The sequence below is a fragment of the Streptomyces sp. NPDC046335 genome, from assembly GCF_055587985.1.
In genome coordinates, this window is record NZ_JBVJFF010000005.1 from 33,591 (window position 1) to 57,012 (window position 23,422).

A 23,422-nucleotide genomic window follows, 5' to 3' on the forward strand; every position below is an offset into this window, starting at 1 on the left:
AACGTGCACCCCACCCTACCCAGCCCCCTGTGCCACGGCGTCATCGACAAGAGCGGGCTCGTACACCTGTTCGGCTACTACCCCCCCCCCCCCCCCCCCCCCCCCCCCCCCCCCCTACCCCCCCCCCCCCCCCCCCGCGGCCGCGTTCGGTGAGGGCACTCACCACAGGCGCTCAGGCCCCCTGTGTCTCCTGTGTCTCCTGTGTCCCGTGTGTCCCCTGCGTCTCCCCCAGGACCGCGGGGCGGCGCGAGGCGATGACCTTCTTGGCCAGCGCGCGCGGGCTGGTGAGGAAGCCCCAGCCCCACGACATGTGCATCGTCGCGAGCGCCACCGGGATCTGGAGGCGGGCCTTCAGCGGCAGCCCCTTGCCCGCGGGGACGGAGCCCGCCACGATCGCCGCGAGGTAGCCGCCGGGGATCACGAAGCCCCACGGCGTCAGGGCCGCGCCGACCACGATGCCCGCCGCTATCGCGCAGACCGCGGTCGGCGGCGCGAGGTAGCGGAGGTTGATGGAGCCCTCGTGGTAGCGCGCGACGACGTGGCGCCAGCGGCCGTAGTCCTTGTACTGCTTGGCGAGGGCCTTCACGCTCGGCCGCGGGCGGTAGGAGACCTTCAGCTCGGGCGAGAACCAGATGAGGCCGCCGGCCTCGCGGATGCGGAAGTTCAGCTCCCAGTCCTGGGCGCGGATGAACTCCACGTTGTAGCCGCCCTGCCGCTCCAGGGCCTCGCGGCGGAAGACGCCGAGGTAGACCGTGTCGGCCTGCTGGGCCTCGCCGCCGGTGTGGAAGGCGGCGTTGCCCACGCCGATCTTCGACGTCATGGCGGCGGCGACCGCGTGCTCCCAGTCGTTCTGGCCCTCGGCGTGCATGATGCCGCCGACGTTCATCGCGCCGGTCTCCGCCAGGAGGCGGACCGCGGTCGTGATGTACCCCGGCGAGAGCGCGGCGTGGCCGTCCACGCGCACCACCACCGGGTACCGGGACGCCTTGATGGCGGCGTTCAGCGCCGCGGGGGTGCGCCCCGTCGGGTTCGGCACCGTGTGCACCCGGGGGTCTTCGGCGACCAGCTCGGCGGCGATCTCGTCCGTGCGGTCGGTGGAGGGGCCGAGCGCGACGACGACCTCCATCTCACCCGCGTACTCCTGACGCAGGATCGCGTGGACTGCCTCGCGCAGGTGCCGTTCCTCGTTGAGGACGGGCATGATCACGGATACGGCTGGAGGCTGCGCCTCGGACTTCGCGTTCATCACGCGTCACGTTACCGCGAATGGGGGACACGGGCGCGCGCCGTCCGGGTCGCTACCGCGGGCCGCATTTCGTATGGCATTACGTTTCTCGGGTCCCCCGGCCGTCGACCACTCCCGGCCCAGGTCCGTTATCCGCGGAGGTGTCCTTCACGTGCCCGCACCGCCCCGCCGCCCCGCCTTCCCACCGCGCCGCCCCCGGCCGCCGCAGCAGGAGCACGGGCCCGCCCCGCGGAGGCACGTGGGGCGCCGGAAGCGGCCGCGGTGGGGGATGCGGGCGGCGGTCGCGAGTTCCGTACTCGTGCTCGCCGCGGCCGGGATCGGGCACTCCGTGGTCACGACGCTGGACACCGGGATCAAGCGGATCGACGCCTTCAAGGACATGAAGAACCGGCCGCCCGCGGGCAACGGCATGAACGTCCTGCTGGTCGGCACCGACGGCCGCGACAAGATCACGTCCGCGGAGAAGGCGAAGTACCGCCTCGGGGGCGCGCCCTGCCACTGCACGGACACGGTCATGATCGTGCACATCTCGGAGAACAGGGACCGCGCGAGCGTCGTCAGCCTGCCCAGGGACTCGTACGCCGAGCTGCCCGCGCACACCGACCGGAACACCGGCAAGCGGCACGACCCGCACCCCAACAAGCTCAACGCGGCGTTCGCGGAGGGCGGGCCGAATCTGACGGTGCGGACCGTGGAGAGCATGACGAAGGTGAAGATCGACCACTATCTGGAGGTCGACTTCCTCAGCTTCATGAAGACGGTGGACGTGCTCGGCGGGGTGGAGATCTGCACGGCCAAGGCGCTCAACGACTCCCACACCGGCCTCGACCTGCCGGTCGGCACCCACGCGCTGAACGGCGGCCAAGCCCTCCAGTACGTGCGTTCGCGGTACGTGGACGGGGCCTCCGACCTCGGCCGGATGCAGCGCCAGCAGAAGTTCCTCGCGGCGCTCATCGCGAAGGCGACCAGCAGCGGCGTACTGCTGAATCCGGTCAAGTTCCGCGACGTCACCCGGACCCTGCTGGGCTCGGTCCGTGCGGACAAGGGCTTCGGTACGGGCGAGATGCTGGACCTCGGGCGGGCGATGCGGAGCTTCTCGCCGTCGTCGTCGGAGTTCACGACCGTGCCGCTCGCGGCGGACGCGGAGGCGGAGCTGCCGGGCATCGGATCGACCCTGAAGTGGCACCCGTCGAAGGCCGCGAAGCTGTTCGACGCGCTGCGCGAGGACCGGCCGCTCGCCGCGCACAACGGGCCCAAGGCGACGCTGGTCAGCGTCTCGCCGCAGCAGATCCAGGTGCAGGTGGAGAACGGGGCGGCGATGCCCGGGCTCGGCAAGCGCGTCGACTCGGCGCTGCGGTCCTCCGGGTTCCTCACCACGGGGACGCCGACCGACGTGCCGAACGCCGCTGAGGCTCCGGCCCCGCGCACCGTCGTCGCCTTCGACCCCCGCTGGGACCGCTCGGCCAAGACCCTCGCGACGGCCCTGCCGGGGTGCGAGCTGCGGAAGGTCGAGGGCCAGGGCCCGGTCCTGAAGGTGATCGCGGGGCGGGACTACAAGGGGGTGCGACCGGTACGGGCGGAGGACACGCTTCAGGGCGAGTTCGGCGTGGTCACCGGGGACCAGGTCGCCTGCCCCTGATCAGGTCCGCCCTCAGTCGTCTGATCAGCTCCGCCCTCAGTCGTCGAAGCCCTCGGCGGCCCGCGCCTCCCGGAGCTCCTTGATCGCCCGGCGGCGCGCGAGGCGGTGCGTCCGGCGGATCTGGGCCTCCTGGTAGCGGCGGCGGTCGCGGTCGGTCTCCGCGATGACCGGAGGGACCGTACGGGGCTTGCCGTCCGCGTCGACGGCGGCGAAGACGAGGTAGGCGGAGCCGACCTGCTGGGCGGGCGTCGACTCGTTCCAGCGCTCGGCGAGGACCCGGACGCCGACCTCCATGGAGCTGCGTCCGGTCCAGTTGACCTGGGCCTTCACATGCACCAGGTCACCGACGCGGACCGGTTCGAGAAAGGCCATCTCGTCCATGGACGCGGTGACCGCGGGGCCGCCCGAGTGCCGTCCCGCGACGGCTCCTGCCGCGTCGTCCACCAGTTTCATGATCACACCGCCGTGCACCGTCCCGAGGAGGTTGGTGTCGCCGTGGGTCATGATGTGGCTGAGCGTGGTGCGGGACGCCGAGGTCGGCTTGCCGGGGACCGCCCCGGGGTCCTGGGGGTTTTCCCCCGAAATGGACGCTGCCGGACCGGTGGCCTGATCTGTCATGCCCTCCACCCTATGCCGGACCTGTCTCGGCCCATGCCCGGGCCTCTGTGCATCAGCTCTGCAACAGCCCTGGCCCGAAATCCCGACCGCCCTGTAAGTGGCGCGGCCCGGCACTGCACACTGGGCCACATGAGCGATTGGCCAGACGATCAGGCGGGCGGCCGCGGGTACGGCCGCGGCAGCGGCAATCCCCGGCCCGACGGTGCCCGCGTGATGCGGCACGTCCAGCGCGGCCGGCCCTCGCAGCCCGCGGGCCCGCCGCCCGGCGGCGTCCCGCAGCAGTCCGGGTACGGCGACGGCGACGGCGGGTCGTACGGCGACGCCCGCGACGACGTCTTCGAGCCGCGCACCCCGAACCAGCGGGAGCACGCCCAGGGCTACGACAGCGGCTACAACACCGGCCAGGTCTACGGCGGGCAGGGCGGTCAGGGCGGCGGTGACGGCGGTGCGGGACAGCCGCCGCGCGCCCCGCGCCCCGCGCCGAACTGGCGCCGCCGCATCAAGATCGGGTCGATCACGCTGGTCTCGGTGCTCGTCGTGACGACGGTCGCCACGTACTTCTGGGCGGACGGCAAGCTCAAGCGCGAGGTCGACCTCTCCAAGGTCATCGAGCGTCCCGACGGCGGCGCGGGCACGAACTACCTGATCGTGGGCTCCGACAGCCGCGAGGGCATGTCCGACGAGGAGAAGAAGCAGCTCCACACGGGCTCGGCCGACGGCAAGCGCACGGACTCGATGATGATCCTGCACGTCGCGGACGACGGCGGGAACACGATGATCTCGCTGCCCCGCGACTCGAACGTCACGATCCCCTCCTTCAAGGGCGCGGAGTCCGGCAAGCTCTACCCGAACCAGGGCCGCCAGGTGAAGCTCAACGCCGCGTACGCGGAGGACGGTCCCGAGCTCCTCGTAAGGACCGTCGAGTACAACACCGGCCTCAAGATCGACCACTACGCCGAGATCGGCTTCGGCGGCTTCGCGAAGATCGTGGACGCGGTCGGCGGTGTCGAGATGGACATCCCCAAGGGCTTCAAGGACAAGAAGTCGGGCGCCGACTTCGAGGCGGGCAAGCAGACCCTCGACGGCGAGCAGGCGCTCGCCTTCGTCCGTACGCGGTACGCGCTGCCCGGCAGCGACCTGGACCGCACGAAGAACCAGCAGAAGTTCCTCGCGGCCCTCGCCAATCAGGCGGCGACGCCCGGCACGGTCATGAACCCGTTCAAGCTCTACCCGACGATGGGCGCGGGCCTGGACACGCTGATCGTCGACAAGGACATGGGACTCACCGACGTGGCCTCCATGTTCTGGGCGATGAAGGGCGTCACCGGCGGCGACGGCAAGTCCATGAACATGCCGCTCGCGGGCTCGGCCGGCGGCAACCTCCTCTGGGACAAGACGAAGGTCAAGCAGCTCGTCAAGGAGCTCAACAACGACGACAAGGTGACCGTCTCGGGCGACTGAGGCCGCCGCCGGGCGACTGGGCCGCCCCGGGTACAACTGGGGCCCTCCCGGGGGCCGGTGTGCCCGGGGCCGGTGTGCCGGTGTACCCCGAACGCCCCGCCCGCCGCGAACCCCCGGCTCCGGCGTGCCACGGTGGTGCAGACCTGCCACCGCGATCTCCGGAGCCTCTAGTCATGGCGGATCTACAGGACGAACTCAACACCACCGCCGAGGCCGGGGAGCGGGTCCCGCTCCCTGACCCGGCCGAGCTCCTCCCCGAGATTCCCGAGCCGCTCCCCGCACCGGACCTCGATTCCGCACCGGACTGCGACTCCGCGCCGGCCGCCGGGCCCGGAACGGAGGCACGCGCGCGTGCCCTGCTTGACGCGCACCCCGTCGCCGACGGCTACAGCGGTCTGCCGTGGACGCTGCGCGAGCTGCCCTGGCACGACTTCGAGACGGGCGACCAAGGCCTTCAGAGCGACATCCCCCGGCTGCGCGCGGGCGGCGTCGGCGCGCAGCTCTGGTCGGTGCACGTGCCCGCGGGGCTGAGCGGTGACCGGGCCGTCGCGGAGACCCTCGAACAGATCGACTTCGTCCAGCGCGTCGTCCGCGCCCACCCCGAGGCGCTGCGGCTCGCCCGCGACGCCTCGGAGGCCGCCGACGCGCGCAACTGCGGGCGCATCGCGACGCTGATCGGTCCGGCCCGCGGTGCCGCGCTCGGCGGCTCGCTCGGCACGCTGCGCGCGCTGCGCAGCCTCGGAGTGTGCGCGGTCACGCTCTCCGGTACGCCGTGGGCGGGCCCGGGCGGTCTCACCGCCTTCGGCGAGGAGGTCGTACGGGAGATGAACCGGCTCGGGGTGCTCGCGGACCTCTCCGGCGCCTCCGATGCGACGGCGCGGCGGGCCCTCGCGGTCTCCAAGGCTCCGGTGCTCTTCACCCGCTCCGGCGCGCGGGCCGTGCGCGAGCACCCGGCGAACCTCCCGGACGAGCTGCTCGCCGCGGTGGGCGCCGCCAAGGGGCTGTGCCTGGTGCCGCTGGCCGTCGAGCGGACGGGCGGCTCGGTGGGCGACGTCGCGGACCATCTCGACCATGTGCGCCGCCTCGCGGGCGCGGAGTGCGTGGGGCTCTCCGGTACGTACGACACTCCGTACCCGCACCCCGAGGGGCTCGCCGACACCGCCGGGTACCCGCGGCTGATCGCCGAACTCCTTGAACGGGGCTGGCCCGAGGCCGACATCGCGCTGCTGACCTGGGGCAACATGCAACGCGCCCTGCGCGGCGCGGACTTCACGGCGCGTGCCGCGCGGCTGCGCAGGGCGGCGTCCACGGCGCGCATGGAGCACCTGGACGGCTGACCTCCGTCCTCCTCAGCAGGCGCAGAGGCAGAACGGGTGTCCCGCGGGGTCGGCGTAGACCCGCCAGGTGCGGGCGCGGTCGTCGGCTTCGAGGACGGTGGCGCCGAGCTTCAGGACCTCCTTCTCGGCGGCGTCCATGTCCTCCACGGTGAGGTCCAGGTGGAACTGCTGCGAGCCGTCGGGGCGCGGCCACACGGGCGGTACGTGTCCGGGGGCCTCCTGGAAGGCCAGGGCCGTGCCGCCGTGGCCTTCGAGGTCGTACCACCCCTCGTCGCCCTTGCTGGGGGTGCCGCCGATGACGGCGGCGTAGAACTCCGCGAGGGCCAGGGGGTCGGGACAGTCGAGGACGACGGCGCCGAGCTTGGCGAAAGCCATGATTCCTCCAGGGAGAGCATTACCACTTGCCCGGCCTCAGCCGGTAACGGTTACTTGATAGTCCCGCAATGGCGGTAACGTCGCAACCATGAATGCCAGAACGCCCGCTCCGGGAGGGCTCTCGCTGGTCCAGGAGCTGGTCAACACGCTGGACGTGGAGTCGGGCGCGGACTCGCTGGACACGGCGGCGGGGCGGAACGCCTTCGGCCTCGCTCCCGGGGACGTGGCGGCGGCGCGGGAGCTGCGGGAGTCCCTGCGGGCGGCCTGCCTCGCCCACGCCGGGCATCCGCCGCACGGGCCGGTGCGTGACCTGACGGAGCTGCTCGCGGCGGGGCCGCTGGTGGTACGGGTCGACGACGGGACGGGCGCCGCGTCACTCGGCCCCGCCGACGCGTCCACCCTCACGGCACGGGTGGCGTCGGCGATCGCCGAAGGCATCACGGAGGGCACCTGGCAGCGCCTCAAGGCCTGCGAGGCGGCGGACTGCCTCTGGGCCTACTACGACCGCAGCCCGGCGGGCCGCGGCCGCTGGTGCGACATGTCCGTCTGCGGAGCCCGCGCGAAAATGCGGGCATACCGGGCCCGGAAGGGCGCGGGGGCCGCGGCTACGGGGGGCGGCGGCTGACGCCACACCGCTACCCGGCGGAGATACGGGCCCGCGGTCGAAGGCAGGTCCCGCAGCCGTGGCCGGGGCTGGTCAGGCCGTGGGCCTGCCCATCGCTCGGTAGGTCCAGCCTGCGGCGCGCCAGGTCTCGGGGTCGAGGGCGTTGCGGCCGTCGAGGATGACCGGGGTCGTCGCCGCCGAGGCGAGCTCCGCCGGGTCCAGGTCGCGGAACTCGCGCCACTCCGTGAGGTGCAGGACGACGTCCGCGCCGCGTACCGCCTCCATCGCCGTGTCCGCGTAGCCGAGGGTGGGGAAGAGGCGGCGGGCGTTGACCATGCCCTTCGGGTCGTACACCGTGACCTGGCCGCCCTGGAGGTGGATCTGGCCGGCGACGTTGAGGGCGGGCGAGTCGCGGACGTCGTCGGAGTCCGGCTTGAACGTGGCGCCGAGCACCGCGACCCGCTTGCCGAGGAAGGCACCGCCGCCGAGCGCCTCGCGCGCCATCTCGACCATCTGGCCGCGCCGCCGCATGTTGATGGAGTCGATCTCGCGGAGGAAGGTCAGCGCCTGGTCGGCGCCGAGCTCACCGGCGCGCGCCATGAACGCCCGGATGTCCTTCGGCAGGCAGCCGCCGCCGAAGCCGATCCCGGCCCGCAGGAACTTCTTCCCGATCCGGTCGTCGTGCCCCAGCGCCTCGGCCAGCTTCATGACGTCACCGCCCGCGGCCTCGCACACCTCTGCCATGGCGTTGATGAAGGAGATCTTCGTGGCGAGGAAGGAGTTCGCCGAGGTCTTCACCAGCTCGGAGGTCGGGAAGTCCGTGACGACGAAGGGCGAGCCCTCCGCGATCGGCGTCGCGTACACCTCGCGGAGCAGCTTCTCCGCACGCTCACTGCGTACGCCGACCACGATGCGGTCGGGGTGCAGCGTGTCCTTGACGGCGAAGCCCTCCCGCAGGAACTCCGGGTTCCAGGCCAGCTCGACCTGGTCGCCCGCCGGGGCCAGCTCCGTCAGGCGCGCCGCGAGCCGGTCCGCGCTGCCCACCGGCACGGTGGACTTGCCCACGACGAGCGCAGGCTTGGTGAGGTGCTTGGCGAGGGACTCCAGGGCGGTGTCCACGTAGGACATGTCGCAGGCGTACTCACCGTGCTTCTGCGGGGTGTTCACGCAGATGAAGTGGACGTCGCCGAAGTCCGCGGCCTCCGCGGGGTCCATCGTGAAGCGCAGCCGCCCGCTGGCGCCCTCGATCCCGGCGACGTGCTTGCGCAGCAGCTCCTCCAGGCCGGGCTCGTACATCGGGACCTCGCCCCGCTGGAGCATCTCGATCTTGTCGGGTACGACGTCAAGGCCGAGCACCTCGAAGCCCAGTTCGGCCATGGCCGCGGCGTGCGTGGCGCCGAGATAGCCGGTGCCGATCACAGTGATCTTGAGGGCCATGCGGTGCTCCAGAGGTGTGCGGGCTGCGGTGCGCGACCGAGCATAGTCGGGCGTGCGCCGGAGCCTCACGGGGCATGATTCCCGGGGCTTCACCAGGCGGGTGCCCGGCTGTCGCCAAGCTCACGTATCCGTTCGCGCGGGCGCACCACTAAAATTCGGGTTACTTAACGGTAATTAGCATCCTTGGAGCGTGAGAGACCTTGGCCGGATCGGCTGATTTCGACCTGTACCGCCCGTCCGAGGAGCACGACATGCTCCGGGACGCGATCCGCTCGCTGGCCGATGCGAAGATCGCGCCGTTCGCCGCCGCCGTGGACGAGGAGGCCCGCTTCCCGCAGGAGGCCCTCGACGCGCTGGTCGCCAACGACCTGCACGCGGTGCACGTACCGGAGAGCTACGGCGGCGCGGGCGCCGACGCCCTGGCCACCGTCATCGTGATCGAGGAAGTCGCGCGCGCCTGCGCCAGCTCCTCGCTCATCCCCGCCGTGAACAAGCTGGGCTCGCTGCCCGTCATCCTCTCCGGCTCCGAGGAGCTGAAGAAGAAGTACATGACGCCGCTCGCCAAGGGCGAGGGCATGTTCTCGTACTGCCTCTCGGAGCCCGACGCCGGTTCGGACGCCGCCGGCATGAAGACCAAGGCGGTCCGCGACGGCGACTCGTACGTCCTGAACGGCGTGAAGCGCTGGATCACCAACGCGGGCGTCTCCGAGTACTACACGGTCATGGCCGTCACCGACCCGGCCAAGCGCTCGAAGGGCATCTCCGCGTTCGTCGTGGAGAAGGGCGACGAGGGCGTCTCCTTCGGCGCGCCGGAGAGGAAGCTCGGCATCAAGGGCTCCCCCACGCGCGAGGTCTACCTCGACAACGTCCGCATCCCCGCCGACCGCATGATCGGCGACGAGGGCACGGGCTTCGCGACCGCCATGAAGACCCTGGACCACACCCGCATCACCATCGCGGCGCAGGCCCTCGGCATCGCCCAGGGCGCGCTCGACTACGCCAAGGGGTACGTCCAGGAGCGCAAGCAGTTCGGGAAGCCGATCGCGGACTTCCAGGGCATCCAGTTCATGCTGGCCGACATGGCGATGAAGATCGAGGCCGCGCGCCAGCTCACGTACGCCGCCGCGGCCAAGTCCGAGCGCGGCGACAAGGACCTCACCTTCCAGGGCGCGGCCGCCAAGTGCTTCGCCTCCGACGTGGCCATGGAGGTCACGACGGACGCCGTCCAGCTCCTCGGCGGCTACGGCTACACCCGCGACTACCCCGTCGAGCGGATGATGCGCGACGCGAAGATCACCCAGATTTATGAGGGTACGAATCAGGTGCAGCGGATCGTGATGGCCAGGAACCTGCCGTAACTGGGTTTTCGCAGGTCATCGGCCATTTTTGATGGCTCGCGGGCCGTGATCGGCTTCCGGTCCGTTCGAGTCCGTTTCGGGCTGATCATGGGCGTCATGCTGGGGAAATCCTGGGCTGGCACTGGGCCTGGAACGCCCCCTGACCTGCACAAACGAGAAGGCCCCCGGCGTGCTGCCGGGGGCCATTCGTCTGGCTGGGGTCAGGCTACGTCCGACCGCTCTTCGGGCTCGTCCGCCCCAGGGGTGAGCATGGTGGCAATGGCCGCCCGGCCTCGCTGCTCCGCGCCCTCGAAGATGTAGTGGTAGTGCTCGCGCAGTACGTCAGTGCTGCCGTGCCCCATCCAGTCCGCCACGTCGTTCTCGGGCACGCCCGCGTACAGCAGGCGGGACCCGTAGTAGTGCCGGAAGGAATGCGGCTTGCAGTACTCCACCCCGCCCTTCGTCAGGGCTTCCAACCAGATCTGCCGGTAGAAGTACGAGGCGTACAGGTATCCCTTACGGGTGACGTTGGGGAACAGCAGGCGTTCAGGTCCCCAGACGCCATGGTTCTTGATGTGGCGACGCAGCTCGAACGCGACGTTCGGCGGTAGAGGGACGGTGCGGCCCGGCTCCTCTTCCTCACGCGCCTTGATGTGGCGTCGCTGAACGGCACTGTTCTTCCCCGACTCGGACTCGCCGTCCTCCGCGATCTGGAAGTCAACGCGCAGGACCTCGGCCTTGAAGTCGATCTGGTCACGTGAGACGGCCATGGCTTCGCCGATCCGCAACCCACACCCAGCCATGAGCCACAGCATCGCTCTGTACCGGGCCGGAGCGCCGTCGAGCATCGCCAACACTTCTCGCGTCGTGAGCCGACGAGCCTTGCTCTTGTGCTCGCGGATTTCCTTGGCGCGGCTACCCGCGTGTCGGATCTTCTTGCACGGGTTGCGGCCGATGATCTCGTTGATCACGGCCCAGTCCATCATTCCGGAGAAGAACGAGAACCGTTGACGCCGCGTACGGGCTGACAGCTTCCGGTCCTGTTCCATCCACAACAACCACTGCTCAATGTCCGCCACCTTCAGAGAAACGATGGAGCGAGCCTTGAAGAACGGTTCGATGGTCGTGTTGAGAATGGATCGGTACTGCTTCTTGGTGCTGTTAGTCAGCTTCCGTTGATTCGTCCACTGGTCCCAGACTGCGGTTACTGGCTGCTTTCCCAGGCGGTCATCCAGGTACGTTCCCGCGTCTAGTTCTTGTTCCTTCCGCTTCCGGTGGTCATCCGCGCGCTTCTTTGTGTCGAAGCTCTTCTGCCGCTGCTTACCGTCAGGGTCGTACCAAAATGTCGTCCACTTCTTCGGATCGTCCTTCGATTTCGCCACCCAAGCCCTTGCCATTGCTTCCCGCCCCTTCTGACTGGCGAGCCCGTCGTGGGCTCTGAGCGCCAGTCTGAGCATGTACCACCCTGGGTTGTCAACCTAGGGTGGTCCACCCTGGGTGGTGTACAGTGGGAGGCATGGAAGCAGATGAGAGCGGGTTCGAGATCAGCCAGCAGCAAGGAAGCTGGGTGGTCCGGATGTGGTGGCCGGCCGGGCCCGTGACGGGGGGGCCGCAGCGCATGACGGTGGAGCCCGCCGACGATGCGACCCCCCGTGATGTTGTGCGAGGCATCTCCACGACGGTGCTCCGCAGGCTGGACATCGCGGCAGCGATGAACGTGGCCAAGGCGGCCCCAGAGGCTCAGCGCACGTTGGAGGACGTTGCCCGGAAGCTCGATGAGTCAGGGCAGGCAGCCGGGCTGCTCCTCGCCAATGAGGGCGTGTCCGAGCGCTACTTGGCGATGCTGTCCGCCACCTATACCGGCATGGCGGACAGCGGCGCTCCGGCACCTGTCCCGTGGCTGGCCCGATTGACCGGGCGTCGTCCCGAGACCGTCAAGGACCACTTGAAGAAGGCTCGACGGGACGGTTTCCTGAGCACGCTGGCCGGAAAGGCCGGAGGTGAACTGACGGAGAAGTCTCTAGCTGTACTGGATGCCATGGCTGATACGACCAGATAGCCAGTCTCTTCCAACTTCATATCCCACATGCCCCCGAGGCGACTCGGGGGTTTGTTATTTCCGGAGGGCCGATTGACCAAGCTCATGACTGTGGATGACGTGGCCGACTACCTGGCCAAACCTCGTAGTTGGGTTTATTCACCTGCCAAGTCCGAATCAAAGGATTGCTGCGCCATGCGTAAGACCGTTCTCATGCCCGTTGAAAAGGTCCTGTGCGACGCCCACATAGCGCGTGACGGTTCCGAGGTAGAGGCGACGGACACCCTGATGCTGGGGCGACATTCCTGGGACCTGTGCCTGGAACACAACGTCATCTTCGGCCGCTACCTCTGCGATGCCTTGGGGACACCGTCCGAGGGAGCGGCGGTAACGACTGAACCTGAGCCCGTGCCTGTGGACGAGCCGTCGCCTGTGGTGGCGGAGTGCGAGGCAGAGGACGTGAGCGAGGAAGCGAACGAGCCTGAGCATGTGCGATCCGTGGTGATCGCGGGGGAAGTGCCGGGCTACGAGTGGAACGACGCGCGGGAAGCTGTCCGCAACCTGGGCTATGAGGTGGTCGGCCGTGCTGACGACAGCACGACGCTGCTGATCCTGGGGGAGGGTGGCGACCGCAACGGGACGAAGCTGGGGGACGCGTCAGAGCGTGGCATCCCCGTGATGGACGTGCGGGCTCCGGGCCGGTTCCGGGATGCGATCCGGGCCGGTGAGTTGATCGGTGGTGACCCGCTTCCCGAGCCTGCCAAGGTCGGCCCCAAGGCCATGTCCGAGCGGGAGCGCAACCGTGCTGTACGGTCCCATCGGTCGCGCGGTCCGCAGGATCGGCCCGTTCCTGGAGGCGGACCCCTTGGGGGTGTACGTGGCCGCTCTGTCGATGTGGTCGGCCGCGATCGGCGGAACGGTCAAGGTCTCGTCCCGTGGCAGCAACCGGCCGGTGCTGCTGTGGTCAGCCCTGGTGGCCGGGACAGGCAGAGGCAAGGGAACCGCGCTACGGGCCGCCCATCATGTCCTGGACGAGTCCCTGGGACGCTTCCTGGCAACGCACATCACCTCCGGGATCACCTCCGGGGCGAGCATGGTCAATCACCTGTGGGAGCAGCAGGAAGCCACGACTGAGACCGAGCATGGGCGGGACGTGCGGGCTCTGGTGGTGGAGGAAGAGTGGTCGGAAGTTCTCCGCAGGGTCAAGCTGGATGCGTCGTTCACGACCAAGCTCCGAGCCGCGTGGGACGGGGCTACGCTCCGGAACACCACCAAGGAAGAAGCGCAAGAAGTGCGCGACCCTGCGATGGTCCTGCACTGCCACGTGACGCCGTCCGACTGGACCAAGTACGTGGGGGAGTCGGAAGCGGCCGGAGGCTCGTACAACCGCATCCTGCCCTTCCTTCTGGGATCAGTGCCCATGCTGGACGACGACCGCGTGACTCCGCCCGTGGTGGACGGCAGTGACCTGTCCGATGCCTACGGATGGGCTACCGCCCGCCGCCGTGTGATCACGCTTGCCGAGGATGCCCGGCCGCTGTGGCGGATTGCGCGGCGGTACGCGCGCATCCTGGGTGAGACCCTGCCCGAGGGGCAGGCCGTGTTCATCGAACGGACCGCAGAGCAGACGCTCAGGGTCGCGGCCTGTCTGGCCGCCTCTGAGTGCTCCGAGACAATCACCGAAGAGATGTTGTCGGCGGCGTTCTCGCTCGTTCGCCGCTCTGTCCAGGACGCCGTCCGGATCACCAAGGGGGCGACCGCCCACAAGGTGAAGCGGCAGCCGCTCACCCTCGCCGACAAAGTCCGAGCCCGGATCGAGATGCACGGCGGCCGGGCCACCTCCTCTCAGGTGCTCCCGTACGTGGGCGCCACCGCAGCAGAGGTGAAGGCACTGCCCGGAATCGTCGCCACGGTGGAACGGTCGGGCAAGACCGGTCGCCCGGCCACCGTTTTCACACTCCGCGGTGACAGTTCTGGTGACTCTGGGCCGCAGCCGGCCAGCACGGACAGCGACAGGAACCGCGACACTTCCCGTCACGCAAAGGCGCGGCCGGCCAGCGCGGAGCGTGAGGAGAAGCGCGCAACGGTTGTCCGACTCGACGCTTACCGCTCGACCTCGAAGAAGGACCTTGAGTCGATAACGGAGAAGCGCCCGGAGCCGCTCGACACTGCCAACCCCTTCCTGGCTCTACTCTGAACCGCTCGAACGAACCGATGAACGCCCCTGCCGGGGTCGTGCAGGGACGCTACGTCGCGCTAGTAGCGGGAGTGGAGCGACGGAGTACGGGAAGGACTGACAGGTGGGGGAGCAGCGAATACGGTCACGTCACGAGATGTGGACGTGCATGGAAGTCCTGTTCGCTAACGATGGCTGCTGTGTCTATTGCGGTAAGAAGTCGGAGGTGATGGACCACTTCATAGCGTTCGTAGACGGAGGCAGTGACTACACAAGTAACTTGGTGCCAGCCTGCAAAATCTGCAATCAGTCTAAGTGGCGTAAGCCCGCGCCCGCTTGGTACATGGAAAAGATCCTGTCGGAACGTTGGGCGGAGGGTGGTAGCCCACGTGGTCCAGGGGTGACGCTGCGTGAGCATTACCAGTGGGCTCACGAGGAGACGTTGGCGATGCTTAATCGCGTGGACGCCGTAATATCTGAGATCGCCGATAGAGATCGCTCGGAGTGGTTTTTCGAGCGAACGTGGCATACGCGCAGGGGTGGGTTTTTCACTCCAGATCTGATGCGTGCTTGGCTGGAGAGCGCAGTAGCCAAGGGTAAGGCGGGTGGATGGCCGAAGCCGAAACCGAAGAGGTATCGGCTTGTCCGGGACATCCCTGGGAAGTTGTTCGAAGAAATCCCGGAGGAAGGGACGAGTAACTGCGGCCCCTGAAATAAGAAAAGGGCCTTCGGTCTCTCGTGAAGGGAGACCGAAGGCCCTTTATTGGTATGACCACTTGATGTGGACAAACCATCTCTCTCAACCCGAGACGTACCCTCACGCCTCAAATGTCCTGCCACTGCGGTGTGCATGCCTTCAAGGCTGCCTGCACCAGCGCGGCAGTGTTCTTCGCGTCCTCCGTCCGCTGGGCCACCTCGCCTGTACTCAAGGCTCGTCCACCGGAGGCCGTTCTGGCGGGAACGCGGGCACGCCGGAAGCTCTTAGATCAGGCGAACGGTGTCCGGCGGTGCCAGCCACTCGATACCTCCGCCTTCCGGTCGAAGGAAGGCTGTGGGGCCCTCTCGTGGTGCTGTGGGGTCTTCGTAGTCCTGGATCACGTCGCAGAGGATGCCGACCCGTCCGGAAGCATCTTGGACCCGCTTACCGATGTTCTCTGCCGTGACCACTAGTGCCCCTCCGGGTGCCGTCGTAGGAAGGCGTTGCAGTGGGTCACCGTGGTCGTGTCGCCCCCAGCACGCGCACGATCCCGGACGTTGGCCAGTTCCATGCAACCGGCGCAGCCCTGTATCGGTTGCGGTTCCTGGGCCACGTTGAGCGGCAGCTCTACCGGCTCACTCGGGTAGGTCCTCGGCTGGTTCATGCCGACACCCCTTCGCGTCGTCCGTGTGGTGACAACGCTAGAAAGTGGGGTGCCTCAACTCCCAGCAAGTTGCACGCGGTTGCATGGATTCATCCGAGCGATTCGATTGCCCTTGTGATGCAGGCACGAGCCTGGGGGCCACGTACTGCGATCTTCGACAGCTCCCCGAAGGCTCTCAGGTAGGTTCGGATCTCGCCCGGTGCCGTGACGTTGATCTCTGCTGTCAGTGTCTCGACCGCCACTTGGGTGTCATCGAAGGCATAGAACGCTTCGAGGGGCCAGACCGTGCGACGTGCCCCGAACGGGATGATTCCGAGGGACACGTTCGGCTGGGCCATCACGGACAGCAGGTAGCCGAGCTGACCCGCCATCGCCGCATCGTCACTGACCCGGTAATGCAAAACCGCTTCTTCAAGCAGCAGTGCAAAGCGATGGTCTCCCTCCCGGACGACCCGGGAGCGGTCCAAACGGGCTTGTACGGCTTCCGGGACGTCGTCAGGGGTGCCTTGAAAGTCTGTGATGGATCGCAGAAGGCCCGTTGCGTACTCGGCCGTCTGGAGCATTCCGGGAACGAGGTTGGAGGCGTAGACGCGGAAGTGACGGGTTCGTTGGTAGAGCGGCACTGTCTGCTCGTGGACGCGACGCATCCCATCGCGGTGGATCTGCCGCCACTCCACATACATGGACTCAGCGTTGCGCGAGGCCGCTATGAGATCCGGGATTTGGTCGTCAGCGCCGCAAGCCGCACACCAAGCACGGATATCAGCGTCCGAGGGCGGAGTCTTACCTCGGGCGATTCGTGAGGACTTCGACTTGTGCCACCCGCAACGGATGGCCAGCTCGTGCCCGGTGAGCCCGGCATCCTTCATGATGCTCTGCAAGCGTGCTGCCACGGCCGCGCGAGCTGCTTGCGCGCTGGAGAACGGGGATGAGGGCATGAGCTGGCCGGCCTGCGTCAGACGTTGTACTTCTCGTGGGGAATCGCGCGCTCCCAGACTGCATCGAAGGCCGAGGCGCAGAACTGAGCGACCGCAGCATCCTCGGTCTGGTCGGTGTGGACCCACCGGCCTTCCCCATCAAAGATATTGAATTGGACCAACCGGCCATCGAACAGCCAGAAGTCGTTCCCCGGCACAGCGAGGTCAGATGCCTGACGTCGAGGAAGCCACCGGACCTGTTCACCAGCGGCGATGTTGGTGAAGGTGAAGGAGTGCTCGAAGCGGATGTAGTCGCTGACCGGCTCGGAGACGATGCGTGCGCGGCGCACCACGACTCCCTTAGCCGTCACCTCCTGGACGAGGTCCAGCCAAGGCCGCCACCAGGACGCCCGATCTTCCGGATCGAGTCGGTGGCCAGCCTTCCACTCCTGGAACCTCTCGTTCTCGTTCTCCGCCCCGTAGCGATCGCGCAGTTCCAGGTGGACGGCGGAGTGCTGCACGGAGCGGAGCAGGTCAGCAAAGCTAGTCAAGCTCTGCGACATCAAGCGCCTCCCTGAGAAGCGGGATCATCCGCTTCGGTACCCGGATCACTGCTTCGTGCCCGGGGATCGGAACATCCGTCGAGCTTTCGCTCGTCGTCTGCTCGTCCGCCTTCCATCCCTGGAAGAGGAGATCCTTCGTCTCCTCGTCCACCCATACGGCCGGTGAGCCGTGATCTCCGGACTCTGGATCTTTACCGACGAACCGTAGTGCCATGACAACCTCCGCTGTCGAGCGCGTTGCGCCTGGTTGCACGACCCTCACCTTGCGGAACCTGTCTCGTCAAGGGGGTTGGTGAAGGCTCCGAGCCCGGAACCTAGGTCGCGGCAGCCTCGCACGGTGCCGGACCAGGGAACTTGAGTAGTGATCATGGGGAAATGCTGGGGAGCCTTCTTTGCAGAGGCTGTTTACGCAGGTCACAGGCGTGTGTGCCGTAAAGCACCCAGATCTACGAGGGCACGAACCAGGTCCAGCGCATCGTCATGGCGCGGAACCTGCCGTAGCCGGCAGCGGACCACACGCCGATGGGGTGCCGCCCGGCCGGGTGGCACCCCATCGGTGTGAGCGGTGAGCTAGCCGTCCAGCTGCTCCAGCGTGGCCACGGACGGACCCCTGCGGGTCTGCTCCTCGCGGGACACGGCCTCGGCCGCGGCCAGGACGCGGACCGTGTTCTGCCACGTCAGCTTCGCCAGGTCCGGCTTCGACCAGTTGCGGTCCAGGAGTTCCGCGATCAGGTTGGGGTAGCCCGCCACGTCGTCGAGGCCGTCCGGCGTGAAGGCCGTGCCGTCGTAGTCGCCGCCGATGCCTATGTGGTCGATGCCGGCGACCTCGCGCATGTGGTCCAGGTGGTCGGCGACCGTGGCCGCCGTGGCGACCGGGCGCGGGTGCGACTCCTCGAAGGCCGCGTGGACCTTCATGGCCTCGGGGGTGGTGTCGAGGTGGTGGAAGCCGTGGGCGCGCATGTTCTCGTCGGCGGCCAGGGTCCAGTCGACCGCCGCCTGGAGGACGAACTTCGGGACGAAGGTCGCCATCGCGACGCCGCCGTTGGCGGGCAGGCGCTCCAGGACGTCGTCCGGGATGTTGCGCGGGTGGTCGCAGACCGCGCGCGAGGACGAGTGCGAGAAGATCACCGGGGCCACCGACGTGTCCAGGGCCGCCCGCATCGTCGTGGCCGCCACGTGGGAGAGGTCGACCAGCATGCCCGCGCGGTTCATCTCGCGTACGACCTCGTGGCCGAAGGGCGAGAGACCGCCGACGCCCGGCTCGTCCGTCGCCGAGTCCGCCCACGCGATGTTGTCGTTGTGCGTGAGCGTCATGTAGCGCACGCCGAGCGTGTGCAGCGCCCTCAGGGTGGCCAGGGAGTTGTTGATGGAGTGGCCGCCCTCGGCGCCCATGAGGGAGGCGATGCGGCCCTCGGAGCGGGCCTTCTCCATGTCCGCGGCGGTCAGCGCGCGGGCCAGGTCGGCGGGGTAACGGGTGAGGAGCTGTTCGACGCAGTCGATCTGCTCCAGGGTGGCGCTCACCGCCGCGTCGCCGGTGAGGTCGGTGCGCACGTACACCGACCAGAACTGCGCGCCGACGCCGCCCGCGCGCAGCCGTGCGATGTCCGTGTGCAGGGCGCCCGTCTGGTCGGCGGCGATGTCGAGGCGGTCGATGTCGTAGCCCGCCTTCTCGCGCAGGGCCCACGGCAGGTCGTTGTGGCCGTCGACCACGGGGAAGTCGGCGAGGAGTGTCCGGGCTTCGTCGAGGGAAGTCATGCGATCACCTTCCCGAACCGAAGCCGGTTCCGGAACCGGAACCGGAACCGGAACCGGAACCGGAACCAGAACCGGAACCGAAGCCGAATCCGGAACCCGCGCCCTCGACCTTGGTCCGCAGCCGCTTGCCCTTCTCCGTGGCCTGGTCGTTCAGCTCCTGCTGGAACTCCCGCATACGGTCGAGGAGTTCGGCGTCGTGCGCGGCGAGCATGCGGGCCGCGAGCAGGCCCGCGTTGCGCGCGCCGCCGACCGAGACGGTCGCCACCGGGACGCCCGCCGGCATCTGCACGATGGACAGGAGGCTGTCCATGCCGTCGAGGTACTTCAGCGGTACGGGCACGCCGATCACGGGCAGCGGGGTCACCGACGCCAGCATGCCGGGCAGGTGGGCGGCGCCGCCCGCGCCCGCGATGATCGCCTTCAGGCCGCGGTCCGCCGCCTGCTCGCCGTACGCGATCATCTCGCGCGGCATGCGGTGCGCGGAGACGACGTCGACCTCGTAGGGGATCTCGAACTCGTCGAGGGCCTTCGCCGCGTTCTCCATGACGGGCCAGTCCGAGTCGGAGCCCATGACGATGCCAATGACAGGGGAGGTCATTCGGTGATCGTTCCTCTGAGGTAGCCGGCTGCGTGACGGGCGCGGTCGAGGACCTCGTCCAGATCGTCGCCGTAGGTGTTGACGTGTCCGACCTTGCGGCCGGGCTTCACGTCCTTGCCGTACATGTGGATCTTGAGCTGCGGGTCGCGTGCCATGCAGTGCAGGTACGCGGAGTACATGTCGGGGTAGTCACCGCCGAGCACGTTGGCCATCACGGTCCACTTCGCACGCGGGCGCGGGTCGCCGAGCGGCAGGTCGAGCACCGCGCGTACGTGGTTGGCGAACTGCGAGGTGATGGCGCCGTCCTGCGTCCAGTGGCCGGAGTTGTGCGGCCGCATCGCCAGTTCGTTGACGAGGATGCGCCCGTCGGGCGTCTCGAAGAGCTCGACCGCGAGGTGGCCGACCACGCCGAGCTCCTTGGCGATGCGCAGCGCCAACTCCTGGGCCCGGCCCGCGAGGTCCTCGCCGAGGCCGGGCGCCGGGGCGATCACCGTGTCGCACACGCCGTCGACCTGCTGGGACTCGACGACGGGGTAGGCGACGGCCTGGCCGTGCGGGGAACGGACGACGTTCGCCGCCAGTTCGCGCACGAAGTCGACCTTCTCCTCGGCGAGCACCGGGACACCGGCCCGGAAGGGTTCTTCGGCGTCCTCGGCGGAACGGACGAACCACACCCCCTTCCCGTCATATCCGCCACGCACCGTCTTGAGGATCACGGGGAAGCCGTCGCCGCCGTCCGTCGCGCCCTCGGCCGCGAAGGCGGCCACGTCGGCCGGGTCCTCCACGATCCGGTGGCGCGGGCACGGCACGCCGATCGCCGTGAGCCGCTCGCGCATCACGCCCTTGTCCTGGGCGTGCACCAACGCGTCGGGCCCCGGGCGGACGGGGATGCCGTCCGCCTCCAGGGCCCTGAGGTGCTCGGTGGGTACATGTTCGTGATCGAAGGTGATCACGTCGCAGCCCCGCGCGAAGTCACGCAGCGTATCCAGGTCGCGATAGTCGCCGATGACGACTTCACCCACCACCTGGGCCGCGGAATCCTGCGGGGTGTCACTGAGGAGCTTGAATTTCAGGCCGAGGGGGATGCCCGCCTCGTGGGTCATGCGGGCGAGCTGACCGCCGCCGACCATGCCGACTACCGGGAACGTCACACCCCCAGGGTATCGGCCGGTATCGGCCACCTCGCGCGCCGGGATCGGCCGCTGGTTAGCATGGCTTGGTCGACACGACCGAAAACCAATCCGTCGGCGCGTACGAGACCGGCACGAAAACGTGCGGTGCGACCGACGGGGGCTGGGGCGACGACCATGACGGACCGGGGCATACTGCGGGAGCGCGTGGACCGGCTCACGCGCGAGATCGCCAAGTTCGGGGCCGTGGGGGCGGTCGGGACGCTGGTCAATTTCGGCGTCTTCAACCTCGTGCGGCACGTCACCGACCTGCACGTGGTCCGCGCGAGCGTGATCGCCACGCTCGTCGCGATCGTCTTCAACTACGTGGGGTTCCGTTACTTCACGTACAAGGACCGTGACAAGACCGGCCGCACCAAGGAACTCACGCTGTTCCTGCTGTTCAGCGGGGTCGGCCTGGTGATCGAGAACGGCGTGCTCTACGCGGCGACGTACTGGTTCGGCTGGGACGGCAGGCTCCAGGCCAACTTCTTCAAGTTCCTCGGCATGGGCATCGCGACCCTCTTCCGCTTCTGGTCGTACCGCACCTGGGTCTTCAGGACGCTGCCCGCGCGCGAGACGGTCGCGCATGCGGAATCGTTCCTGGAGGAGCGGCAGGACGAGCGGCCCGTGGTGCGCCGCGCGAGCTGAGGCCGTGCCGTCCGTGGCCGCCCTGGCCGCGTGACCGCCGCCGGCCCTCACCTGACGGTGTCGCCCGACGCGTCGTTCTTCGACAGCGGCGTACGCGACAGGAAGAGGCCGAAGACCGGCGGTTTCGTCTGGAGCATCTCCAGGCGGCCGCCGTCCGCCTCGGCCAGGTCCCTGGCCACCGCGAGGCCGATGCCCGTCGAGTTGCGGCCGCTGATGGTCCGCTCGAAGATCCGCGCCCCGAGGTCGTGCGGGACGCCCGGCCCCTCGTCCGTGACCTCGATGACCGCCTGGTTGCCGGTGACGCGGGTGCGCAGGGCGACCGTGCCGCCACCGTGCATCAGGGAGTTCTCGATCAGCGCCGCCAGGACCTGGGCGACCGCGCCCGGCGTGCCCACGGCCTCCAGGTGCCGCTTGCCGGAGCTGACGATGGCGCGGCCCGAGCTGCGGTAGGCGGGCCGCCACTCCTCGAGCTGCTGCTTGATCACCTCGTCCAGGTCGAAGGCGACGGCGGAGCCGGTACGGGGGTCGCGGCTGTTGGTGAGCAGCCGCTCCACGACGTCGGTGAGCCGCTCGACCTGGGCCAGCGCGATCGTGGCCTCCTCCCTGACCGTGTCCAGCTCGTCGGTGACGGTGATCTCCTCCAGGCGCATGGACAGCGCGGTGAGCGGCGTCCGCAGCTGGTGCGAGGCGTCGGCGGCGAGGCGCCGCTCGGCGGTCAGCATCCGGCCGATCCGGTCGGCGGAGGAGTCCAGGACGTCCGCGACGCGGTCCAGCTCCGGCACGCCGTACCGCTTGTGGCGCGGCCGGGAGTCGCCGGAGCCGAGGCGCTCGGCGGTCTCGGCGAGGTCGGTGAGCGGGGAGGCCAGGCGGTTGGCCTGGCGCACGGCGAGCAGGATCGCCGCGACGATGGCGAGCAGCGCCACGGCGGCGATGATCAGCAGCGTGCGGCCGACCTCGCGGGTGATGGCGGCGCGGGGCTCCTGGACGGTGACCTTCTCGCCCTGCTCGCCGGGGGCGCTGGAGCTGATCACGTCGCCCTTGGGGCGGCTGCCGATCTCGATGGGCTCGCGGCCGGGGATGTCGATGCGGGCGTAGCGCTCGGTGGCGATCTGGTCGCGGAGGATCGCGGCGGTGATGCGCTCGTCGCTGATGAGGCGGCTGTCCACGATGCCGGCGAGCCGGAGCGCCTCGGAGTCGACGCGCTCCTGGGCGCTGCTGCTGATCGTGCGGGTCTCCACGATGACCAGGCTTACGCCGAAGACCGCGATGACCACGAGGACTACGGCGAGGGTGCTGTTGATCAGTCGGCGGCGCATGGTCCCAGTGTCGCGGATCGAAGCCGCCGCGGGGGGGGGGCGCGGGGAACCACCTGACGGTGCGGGTCGTCCGTGGTTGCTCGCGCGGTTCCCCGCGCCCCTTACGGGGCCCGGGTCAGCTCTTCTCGAAGCGGAAGCCCACGCCCCGCACCGTGGCGATGTACCGCGGGTTCGCCGCGTCGTCGCCCAGCTTCTTGCGGAGCCAGGAGATGTGCATGTCCAGGGTCTTCGTGGAGGACCACCACGTCGTGTCCCAGACCTCCCGCATCAACTGGTCCCGCGTGACGACGCGTCCCGCGTCCCGTACGAGGACCCGGAGGAGGTCGAACTCCTTGGCCGTGAGCTGGAGTTCGTCGTCGCCCATCCAGGCGCGGTGCGACTCGACGTCGATGCGCACGCCGTGCGTGGCGGGCGCCTCCTTCGGCTCGCTGGAACCGCGCCGAAGGAGCGCCCGGACGCGGGCCAGCAGCTCGGCGAGGCGGAAGGGCTTGGTCACGTAGTCGTCGGCGCCCGCGTCGAGACCGACGACGGTGTCCACCTCGTCGGCGCGCGCGGTCAGGATGAGGACCGGCACCGTGAGCCCGTCGGCGCGCAGGCGGCGGGCGACCTCAAGGCCGTCCATACCGGGCAGCCCCAGGTCGAGTACGACCAGGTCGACGCTCCCCTGGAGCCCGGCGTCGAGGGCGGTCGGGCCGTCCTCGCGCACTTCGACCTCGTAACCCTCCCGGCGCAGGGCACGGGCCAGCGGCTCCGAGATGGACGCGTCGTCCTCGGCGAGCAGTACACGGGTCATGGGGTGATGGTAGTCCGCGGCGGACAACGGT

22 protein-coding genes and 1 pseudogene are annotated in these 23,422 nt (G+C 68.9%); 10 read left to right on the forward strand and 13 right to left on the reverse strand.

Annotated features, from left to right (window positions below; genetic code table 11):
- Positions 1 to 172: 172 nt before the first annotated feature.
- Complete coding sequence (locus ACZ6JY_RS12520) at positions 173 to 1,246, reverse strand: glycosyltransferase family 2 protein (protein WP_469195109.1); 1,074 nt, start codon at positions 1,244 to 1,246, stop codon at positions 173 to 175.
- Positions 1,247 to 1,397: 151 nt separating this feature from the next.
- On the opposite strand from ACZ6JY_RS12520, the gene ACZ6JY_RS12525 reads away from it, so the two are divergent.
- Complete coding sequence (locus ACZ6JY_RS12525) at positions 1,398 to 2,885, forward strand: LCP family protein (RefSeq protein ID WP_469195111.1); 1,488 nt, start codon at positions 1,398 to 1,400, stop codon at positions 2,883 to 2,885.
- A 36-nt stretch (positions 2,886 to 2,921) separates the two neighbouring features.
- Here ACZ6JY_RS12525 and ACZ6JY_RS12530 read toward each other — a convergent pair whose 3' ends face one another.
- Positions 2,922 to 3,503, reverse strand: a complete 582-nt coding sequence (locus ACZ6JY_RS12530) for an acyl-CoA thioesterase (protein ID WP_447039389.1) — start codon at positions 3,501 to 3,503, stop codon at positions 2,922 to 2,924.
- Positions 3,504 to 3,632: 129 nt separating this feature from the next.
- Here ACZ6JY_RS12530 and ACZ6JY_RS12535 point away from each other — a divergent pair, with 129 nt between their 5' ends.
- The gene (locus ACZ6JY_RS12535) at positions 3,633 to 4,964 is read left to right on the forward strand and encodes an LCP family protein (RefSeq protein WP_469195113.1); all 1,332 of its coding nucleotides are present in this window, start codon (positions 3,633 to 3,635) and stop codon (positions 4,962 to 4,964) included.
- Between the two features lie 173 nt (positions 4,965 to 5,137).
- Positions 5,138 to 6,301 carry a dipeptidase gene (locus tag ACZ6JY_RS12540; protein ID WP_469195115.1) on the forward strand — a complete coding sequence of 388 codons (1,164 nt, stop codon included), beginning with the start codon at positions 5,138 to 5,140 and terminating at the stop codon, positions 6,299 to 6,301.
- A 12-nt stretch (positions 6,302 to 6,313) separates the two neighbouring features.
- Here the strand turns inward: ACZ6JY_RS12540 and ACZ6JY_RS12545 are convergent, their stop codons facing one another.
- Positions 6,314 to 6,676 carry a VOC family protein gene (locus tag ACZ6JY_RS12545; RefSeq protein WP_469195117.1) on the reverse strand — a complete coding sequence of 121 codons (363 nt, stop codon included), beginning with the start codon at positions 6,674 to 6,676 and terminating at the stop codon, positions 6,314 to 6,316.
- A gap of 88 nt (positions 6,677 to 6,764) precedes the next feature.
- On the opposite strand from ACZ6JY_RS12545, the gene ACZ6JY_RS12550 reads away from it, so the two are divergent.
- Positions 6,765 to 7,301, forward strand: coding sequence for a CGNR zinc finger domain-containing protein (locus ACZ6JY_RS12550; protein ID WP_469195119.1), 537 nt, complete (start codon positions 6,765 to 6,767; stop codon positions 7,299 to 7,301).
- 72 nt (positions 7,302 to 7,373) lie between these two features.
- On the opposite strand, the gene ACZ6JY_RS12555 is transcribed toward ACZ6JY_RS12550, so the two are convergent.
- Positions 7,374 to 8,717 carry a UDP-glucose dehydrogenase family protein gene (locus tag ACZ6JY_RS12555; protein WP_469195121.1) on the reverse strand — a complete coding sequence of 448 codons (1,344 nt, stop codon included), beginning with the start codon at positions 8,715 to 8,717 and terminating at the stop codon, positions 7,374 to 7,376.
- A gap of 200 nt (positions 8,718 to 8,917) precedes the next feature.
- Here ACZ6JY_RS12555 and ACZ6JY_RS12560 point away from each other — a divergent pair, with 200 nt between their 5' ends.
- The gene (locus ACZ6JY_RS12560; protein WP_469195123.1) at positions 8,918 to 10,075 is read left to right on the forward strand and encodes an acyl-CoA dehydrogenase; all 1,158 of its coding nucleotides are present in this window, start codon (positions 8,918 to 8,920) and stop codon (positions 10,073 to 10,075) included.
- Positions 10,076 to 10,275: 200 nt separating this feature from the next.
- On the opposite strand, the gene ACZ6JY_RS12565 is transcribed toward ACZ6JY_RS12560, so the two are convergent.
- Positions 10,276 to 11,451: a tyrosine-type recombinase/integrase gene (locus tag ACZ6JY_RS12565; protein WP_469196115.1), complete on the reverse strand. Its 1,176-nt coding sequence runs from the start codon at positions 11,449 to 11,451 to the stop codon at positions 10,276 to 10,278.
- A 119-nt stretch (positions 11,452 to 11,570) separates the two neighbouring features.
- On the opposite strand from ACZ6JY_RS12565, the gene ACZ6JY_RS12570 reads away from it, so the two are divergent.
- The 4 genes and pseudogenes from ACZ6JY_RS12570 (at position 11,571) to ACZ6JY_RS12585 (ending at position 14,980) form a co-directional block, all read left to right on the forward strand.
- Positions 11,571 to 12,113, forward strand: a complete 543-nt coding sequence (locus ACZ6JY_RS12570) for a hypothetical protein (RefSeq protein ID WP_469195125.1) — start codon at positions 11,571 to 11,573, stop codon at positions 12,111 to 12,113.
- Positions 12,114 to 12,380: 267 nt separating this feature from the next.
- A pseudogene (locus tag ACZ6JY_RS12575) lies at positions 12,381 to 12,764 on the forward strand (hypothetical protein); the annotation flags it as partial.
- A gap of 130 nt (positions 12,765 to 12,894) precedes the next feature.
- Positions 12,895 to 14,289, forward strand: a complete 1,395-nt coding sequence (locus ACZ6JY_RS12580) for a DUF3987 domain-containing protein (protein WP_469195127.1) — start codon at positions 12,895 to 12,897, stop codon at positions 14,287 to 14,289.
- Between the two features lie 148 nt (positions 14,290 to 14,437).
- Positions 14,438 to 14,980, forward strand: coding sequence for an HNH endonuclease (locus ACZ6JY_RS12585; RefSeq protein ID WP_469195129.1), 543 nt, complete (start codon positions 14,438 to 14,440; stop codon positions 14,978 to 14,980).
- Between the two features lie 738 nt (positions 14,981 to 15,718).
- Here ACZ6JY_RS12585 and ACZ6JY_RS12590 read toward each other — a convergent pair.
- The 6 genes from ACZ6JY_RS12590 to ACZ6JY_RS12615 form a co-directional block, all read right to left on the reverse strand.
- Positions 15,719 to 16,567, reverse strand: a complete 849-nt coding sequence (locus tag ACZ6JY_RS12590; RefSeq protein WP_469195131.1) for a helix-turn-helix domain-containing protein — start codon at positions 16,565 to 16,567, stop codon at positions 15,719 to 15,721.
- Between the two features lie 17 nt (positions 16,568 to 16,584).
- Entirely contained in the window at positions 16,585 to 17,109 is a 525-nt protein-coding gene (locus ACZ6JY_RS12595; protein WP_469195133.1) for a DUF6879 family protein, read from the reverse strand.
- Entirely contained in the window at positions 17,090 to 17,323 is a 234-nt protein-coding gene (locus ACZ6JY_RS12600; protein ID WP_469195135.1) for a hypothetical protein, read from the reverse strand. The genes ACZ6JY_RS12595 and ACZ6JY_RS12600 overlap by 20 nt, the downstream gene beginning before the upstream one ends.
- A 356-nt stretch (positions 17,324 to 17,679) precedes the next feature.
- Entirely contained in the window at positions 17,680 to 18,864 is a 1,185-nt protein-coding gene (locus ACZ6JY_RS12605; protein ID WP_469195137.1) for a dipeptidase, read from the reverse strand.
- Positions 18,865 to 18,868: 4 nt separating this feature from the next.
- A complete protein-coding gene (gene purE / locus ACZ6JY_RS12610) occupies positions 18,869 to 19,462 on the reverse strand; it encodes a 5-(carboxyamino)imidazole ribonucleotide mutase (RefSeq protein WP_469195139.1) in 594 nt (197 codons plus the stop codon).
- Entirely contained in the window at positions 19,459 to 20,592 is a 1,134-nt protein-coding gene (locus ACZ6JY_RS12615; RefSeq protein WP_469196117.1) for a 5-(carboxyamino)imidazole ribonucleotide synthase, read from the reverse strand. Before ACZ6JY_RS12615 ends, purE begins: the two co-directional genes overlap by 4 nt.
- 177 nt (positions 20,593 to 20,769) lie before the next feature.
- On the opposite strand from ACZ6JY_RS12615, the gene ACZ6JY_RS12620 reads away from it, so the two are divergent.
- Complete coding sequence (locus tag ACZ6JY_RS12620; protein WP_469195141.1) at positions 20,770 to 21,282, forward strand: GtrA family protein; 513 nt, start codon at positions 20,770 to 20,772, stop codon at positions 21,280 to 21,282.
- A 47-nt stretch (positions 21,283 to 21,329) separates the two neighbouring features.
- Here ACZ6JY_RS12620 and ACZ6JY_RS12625 read toward each other — a convergent pair whose 3' ends face one another.
- Entirely contained in the window at positions 21,330 to 22,598 is a 1,269-nt protein-coding gene (locus ACZ6JY_RS12625; protein WP_469195143.1) for an ATP-binding protein, read from the reverse strand.
- 115 nt (positions 22,599 to 22,713) lie between these two features.
- Positions 22,714 to 23,391, reverse strand: coding sequence for a response regulator transcription factor (locus tag ACZ6JY_RS12630; protein ID WP_447039362.1), 678 nt, complete (start codon positions 23,389 to 23,391; stop codon positions 22,714 to 22,716).
- Positions 23,392 to 23,422 lie beyond the last annotated feature (31 nt).

Excerpts from the sequence above, each read along its gene's own strand:
- ACZ6JY_RS12590 (WP_469195131.1), bottom strand. The coding sequence starts at position 16,567 with ATGCCCTCATCCCCGTTCTCCAGCGCGCAAGCAGCTCGCGCGGCCGTG.
- ACZ6JY_RS12520 (WP_469195109.1), bottom strand. The coding sequence starts at position 1,246 with ATGAACGCGAAGTCCGAGGCGCAGCCTCCAGCCGTATCCGTGATCATG.
- ACZ6JY_RS12565 (WP_469196115.1), bottom strand. The coding sequence starts at position 11,451 with ATGGCAAGGGCTTGGGTGGCGAAATCGAAGGACGATCCGAAGAAGTGG.
- ACZ6JY_RS12620 (WP_469195141.1), top strand. The coding sequence starts at position 20,770 with ATGACGGACCGGGGCATACTGCGGGAGCGCGTGGACCGGCTCACGCGC.
- purE (WP_469195139.1), bottom strand. The coding sequence starts at position 19,462 with ATGACCTCCCCTGTCATTGGCATCGTCATGGGCTCCGACTCGGACTGG.
- ACZ6JY_RS12545 (WP_469195117.1), bottom strand. The coding sequence starts at position 6,676 with ATGGCTTTCGCCAAGCTCGGCGCCGTCGTCCTCGACTGTCCCGACCCC.
- ACZ6JY_RS12550 (WP_469195119.1), top strand. The coding sequence starts at position 6,765 with ATGAATGCCAGAACGCCCGCTCCGGGAGGGCTCTCGCTGGTCCAGGAG.
- ACZ6JY_RS12630 (WP_447039362.1), bottom strand. The coding sequence starts at position 23,391 with ATGACCCGTGTACTGCTCGCCGAGGACGACGCGTCCATCTCGGAGCCG.
- ACZ6JY_RS12625 (WP_469195143.1), bottom strand. The coding sequence starts at position 22,598 with ATGCGCCGCCGACTGATCAACAGCACCCTCGCCGTAGTCCTCGTGGTC.
- ACZ6JY_RS12605 (WP_469195137.1), bottom strand. The coding sequence starts at position 18,864 with ATGACTTCCCTCGACGAAGCCCGGACACTCCTCGCCGACTTCCCCGTG.
- ACZ6JY_RS12540 (WP_469195115.1), top strand. The coding sequence starts at position 5,138 with ATGGCGGATCTACAGGACGAACTCAACACCACCGCCGAGGCCGGGGAG.
- ACZ6JY_RS12530 (WP_447039389.1), bottom strand. The coding sequence starts at position 3,503 with ATGACAGATCAGGCCACCGGTCCGGCAGCGTCCATTTCGGGGGAAAAC.
- ACZ6JY_RS12585 (WP_469195129.1), top strand. The coding sequence starts at position 14,438 with ATGGAAGTCCTGTTCGCTAACGATGGCTGCTGTGTCTATTGCGGTAAG.
- ACZ6JY_RS12600 (WP_469195135.1), bottom strand. The coding sequence starts at position 17,323 with ATGGCACTACGGTTCGTCGGTAAAGATCCAGAGTCCGGAGATCACGGC.
- ACZ6JY_RS12570 (WP_469195125.1), top strand. The coding sequence starts at position 11,571 with ATGGAAGCAGATGAGAGCGGGTTCGAGATCAGCCAGCAGCAAGGAAGC.
- ACZ6JY_RS12535 (WP_469195113.1), top strand. The coding sequence starts at position 3,633 with ATGAGCGATTGGCCAGACGATCAGGCGGGCGGCCGCGGGTACGGCCGC.
- ACZ6JY_RS12595 (WP_469195133.1), bottom strand. The coding sequence starts at position 17,109 with ATGTCGCAGAGCTTGACTAGCTTTGCTGACCTGCTCCGCTCCGTGCAG.
- ACZ6JY_RS12555 (WP_469195121.1), bottom strand. The coding sequence starts at position 8,717 with ATGGCCCTCAAGATCACTGTGATCGGCACCGGCTATCTCGGCGCCACG.
- ACZ6JY_RS12615 (WP_469196117.1), bottom strand. The coding sequence starts at position 20,592 with ATGGTCGGCGGCGGTCAGCTCGCCCGCATGACCCACGAGGCGGGCATC.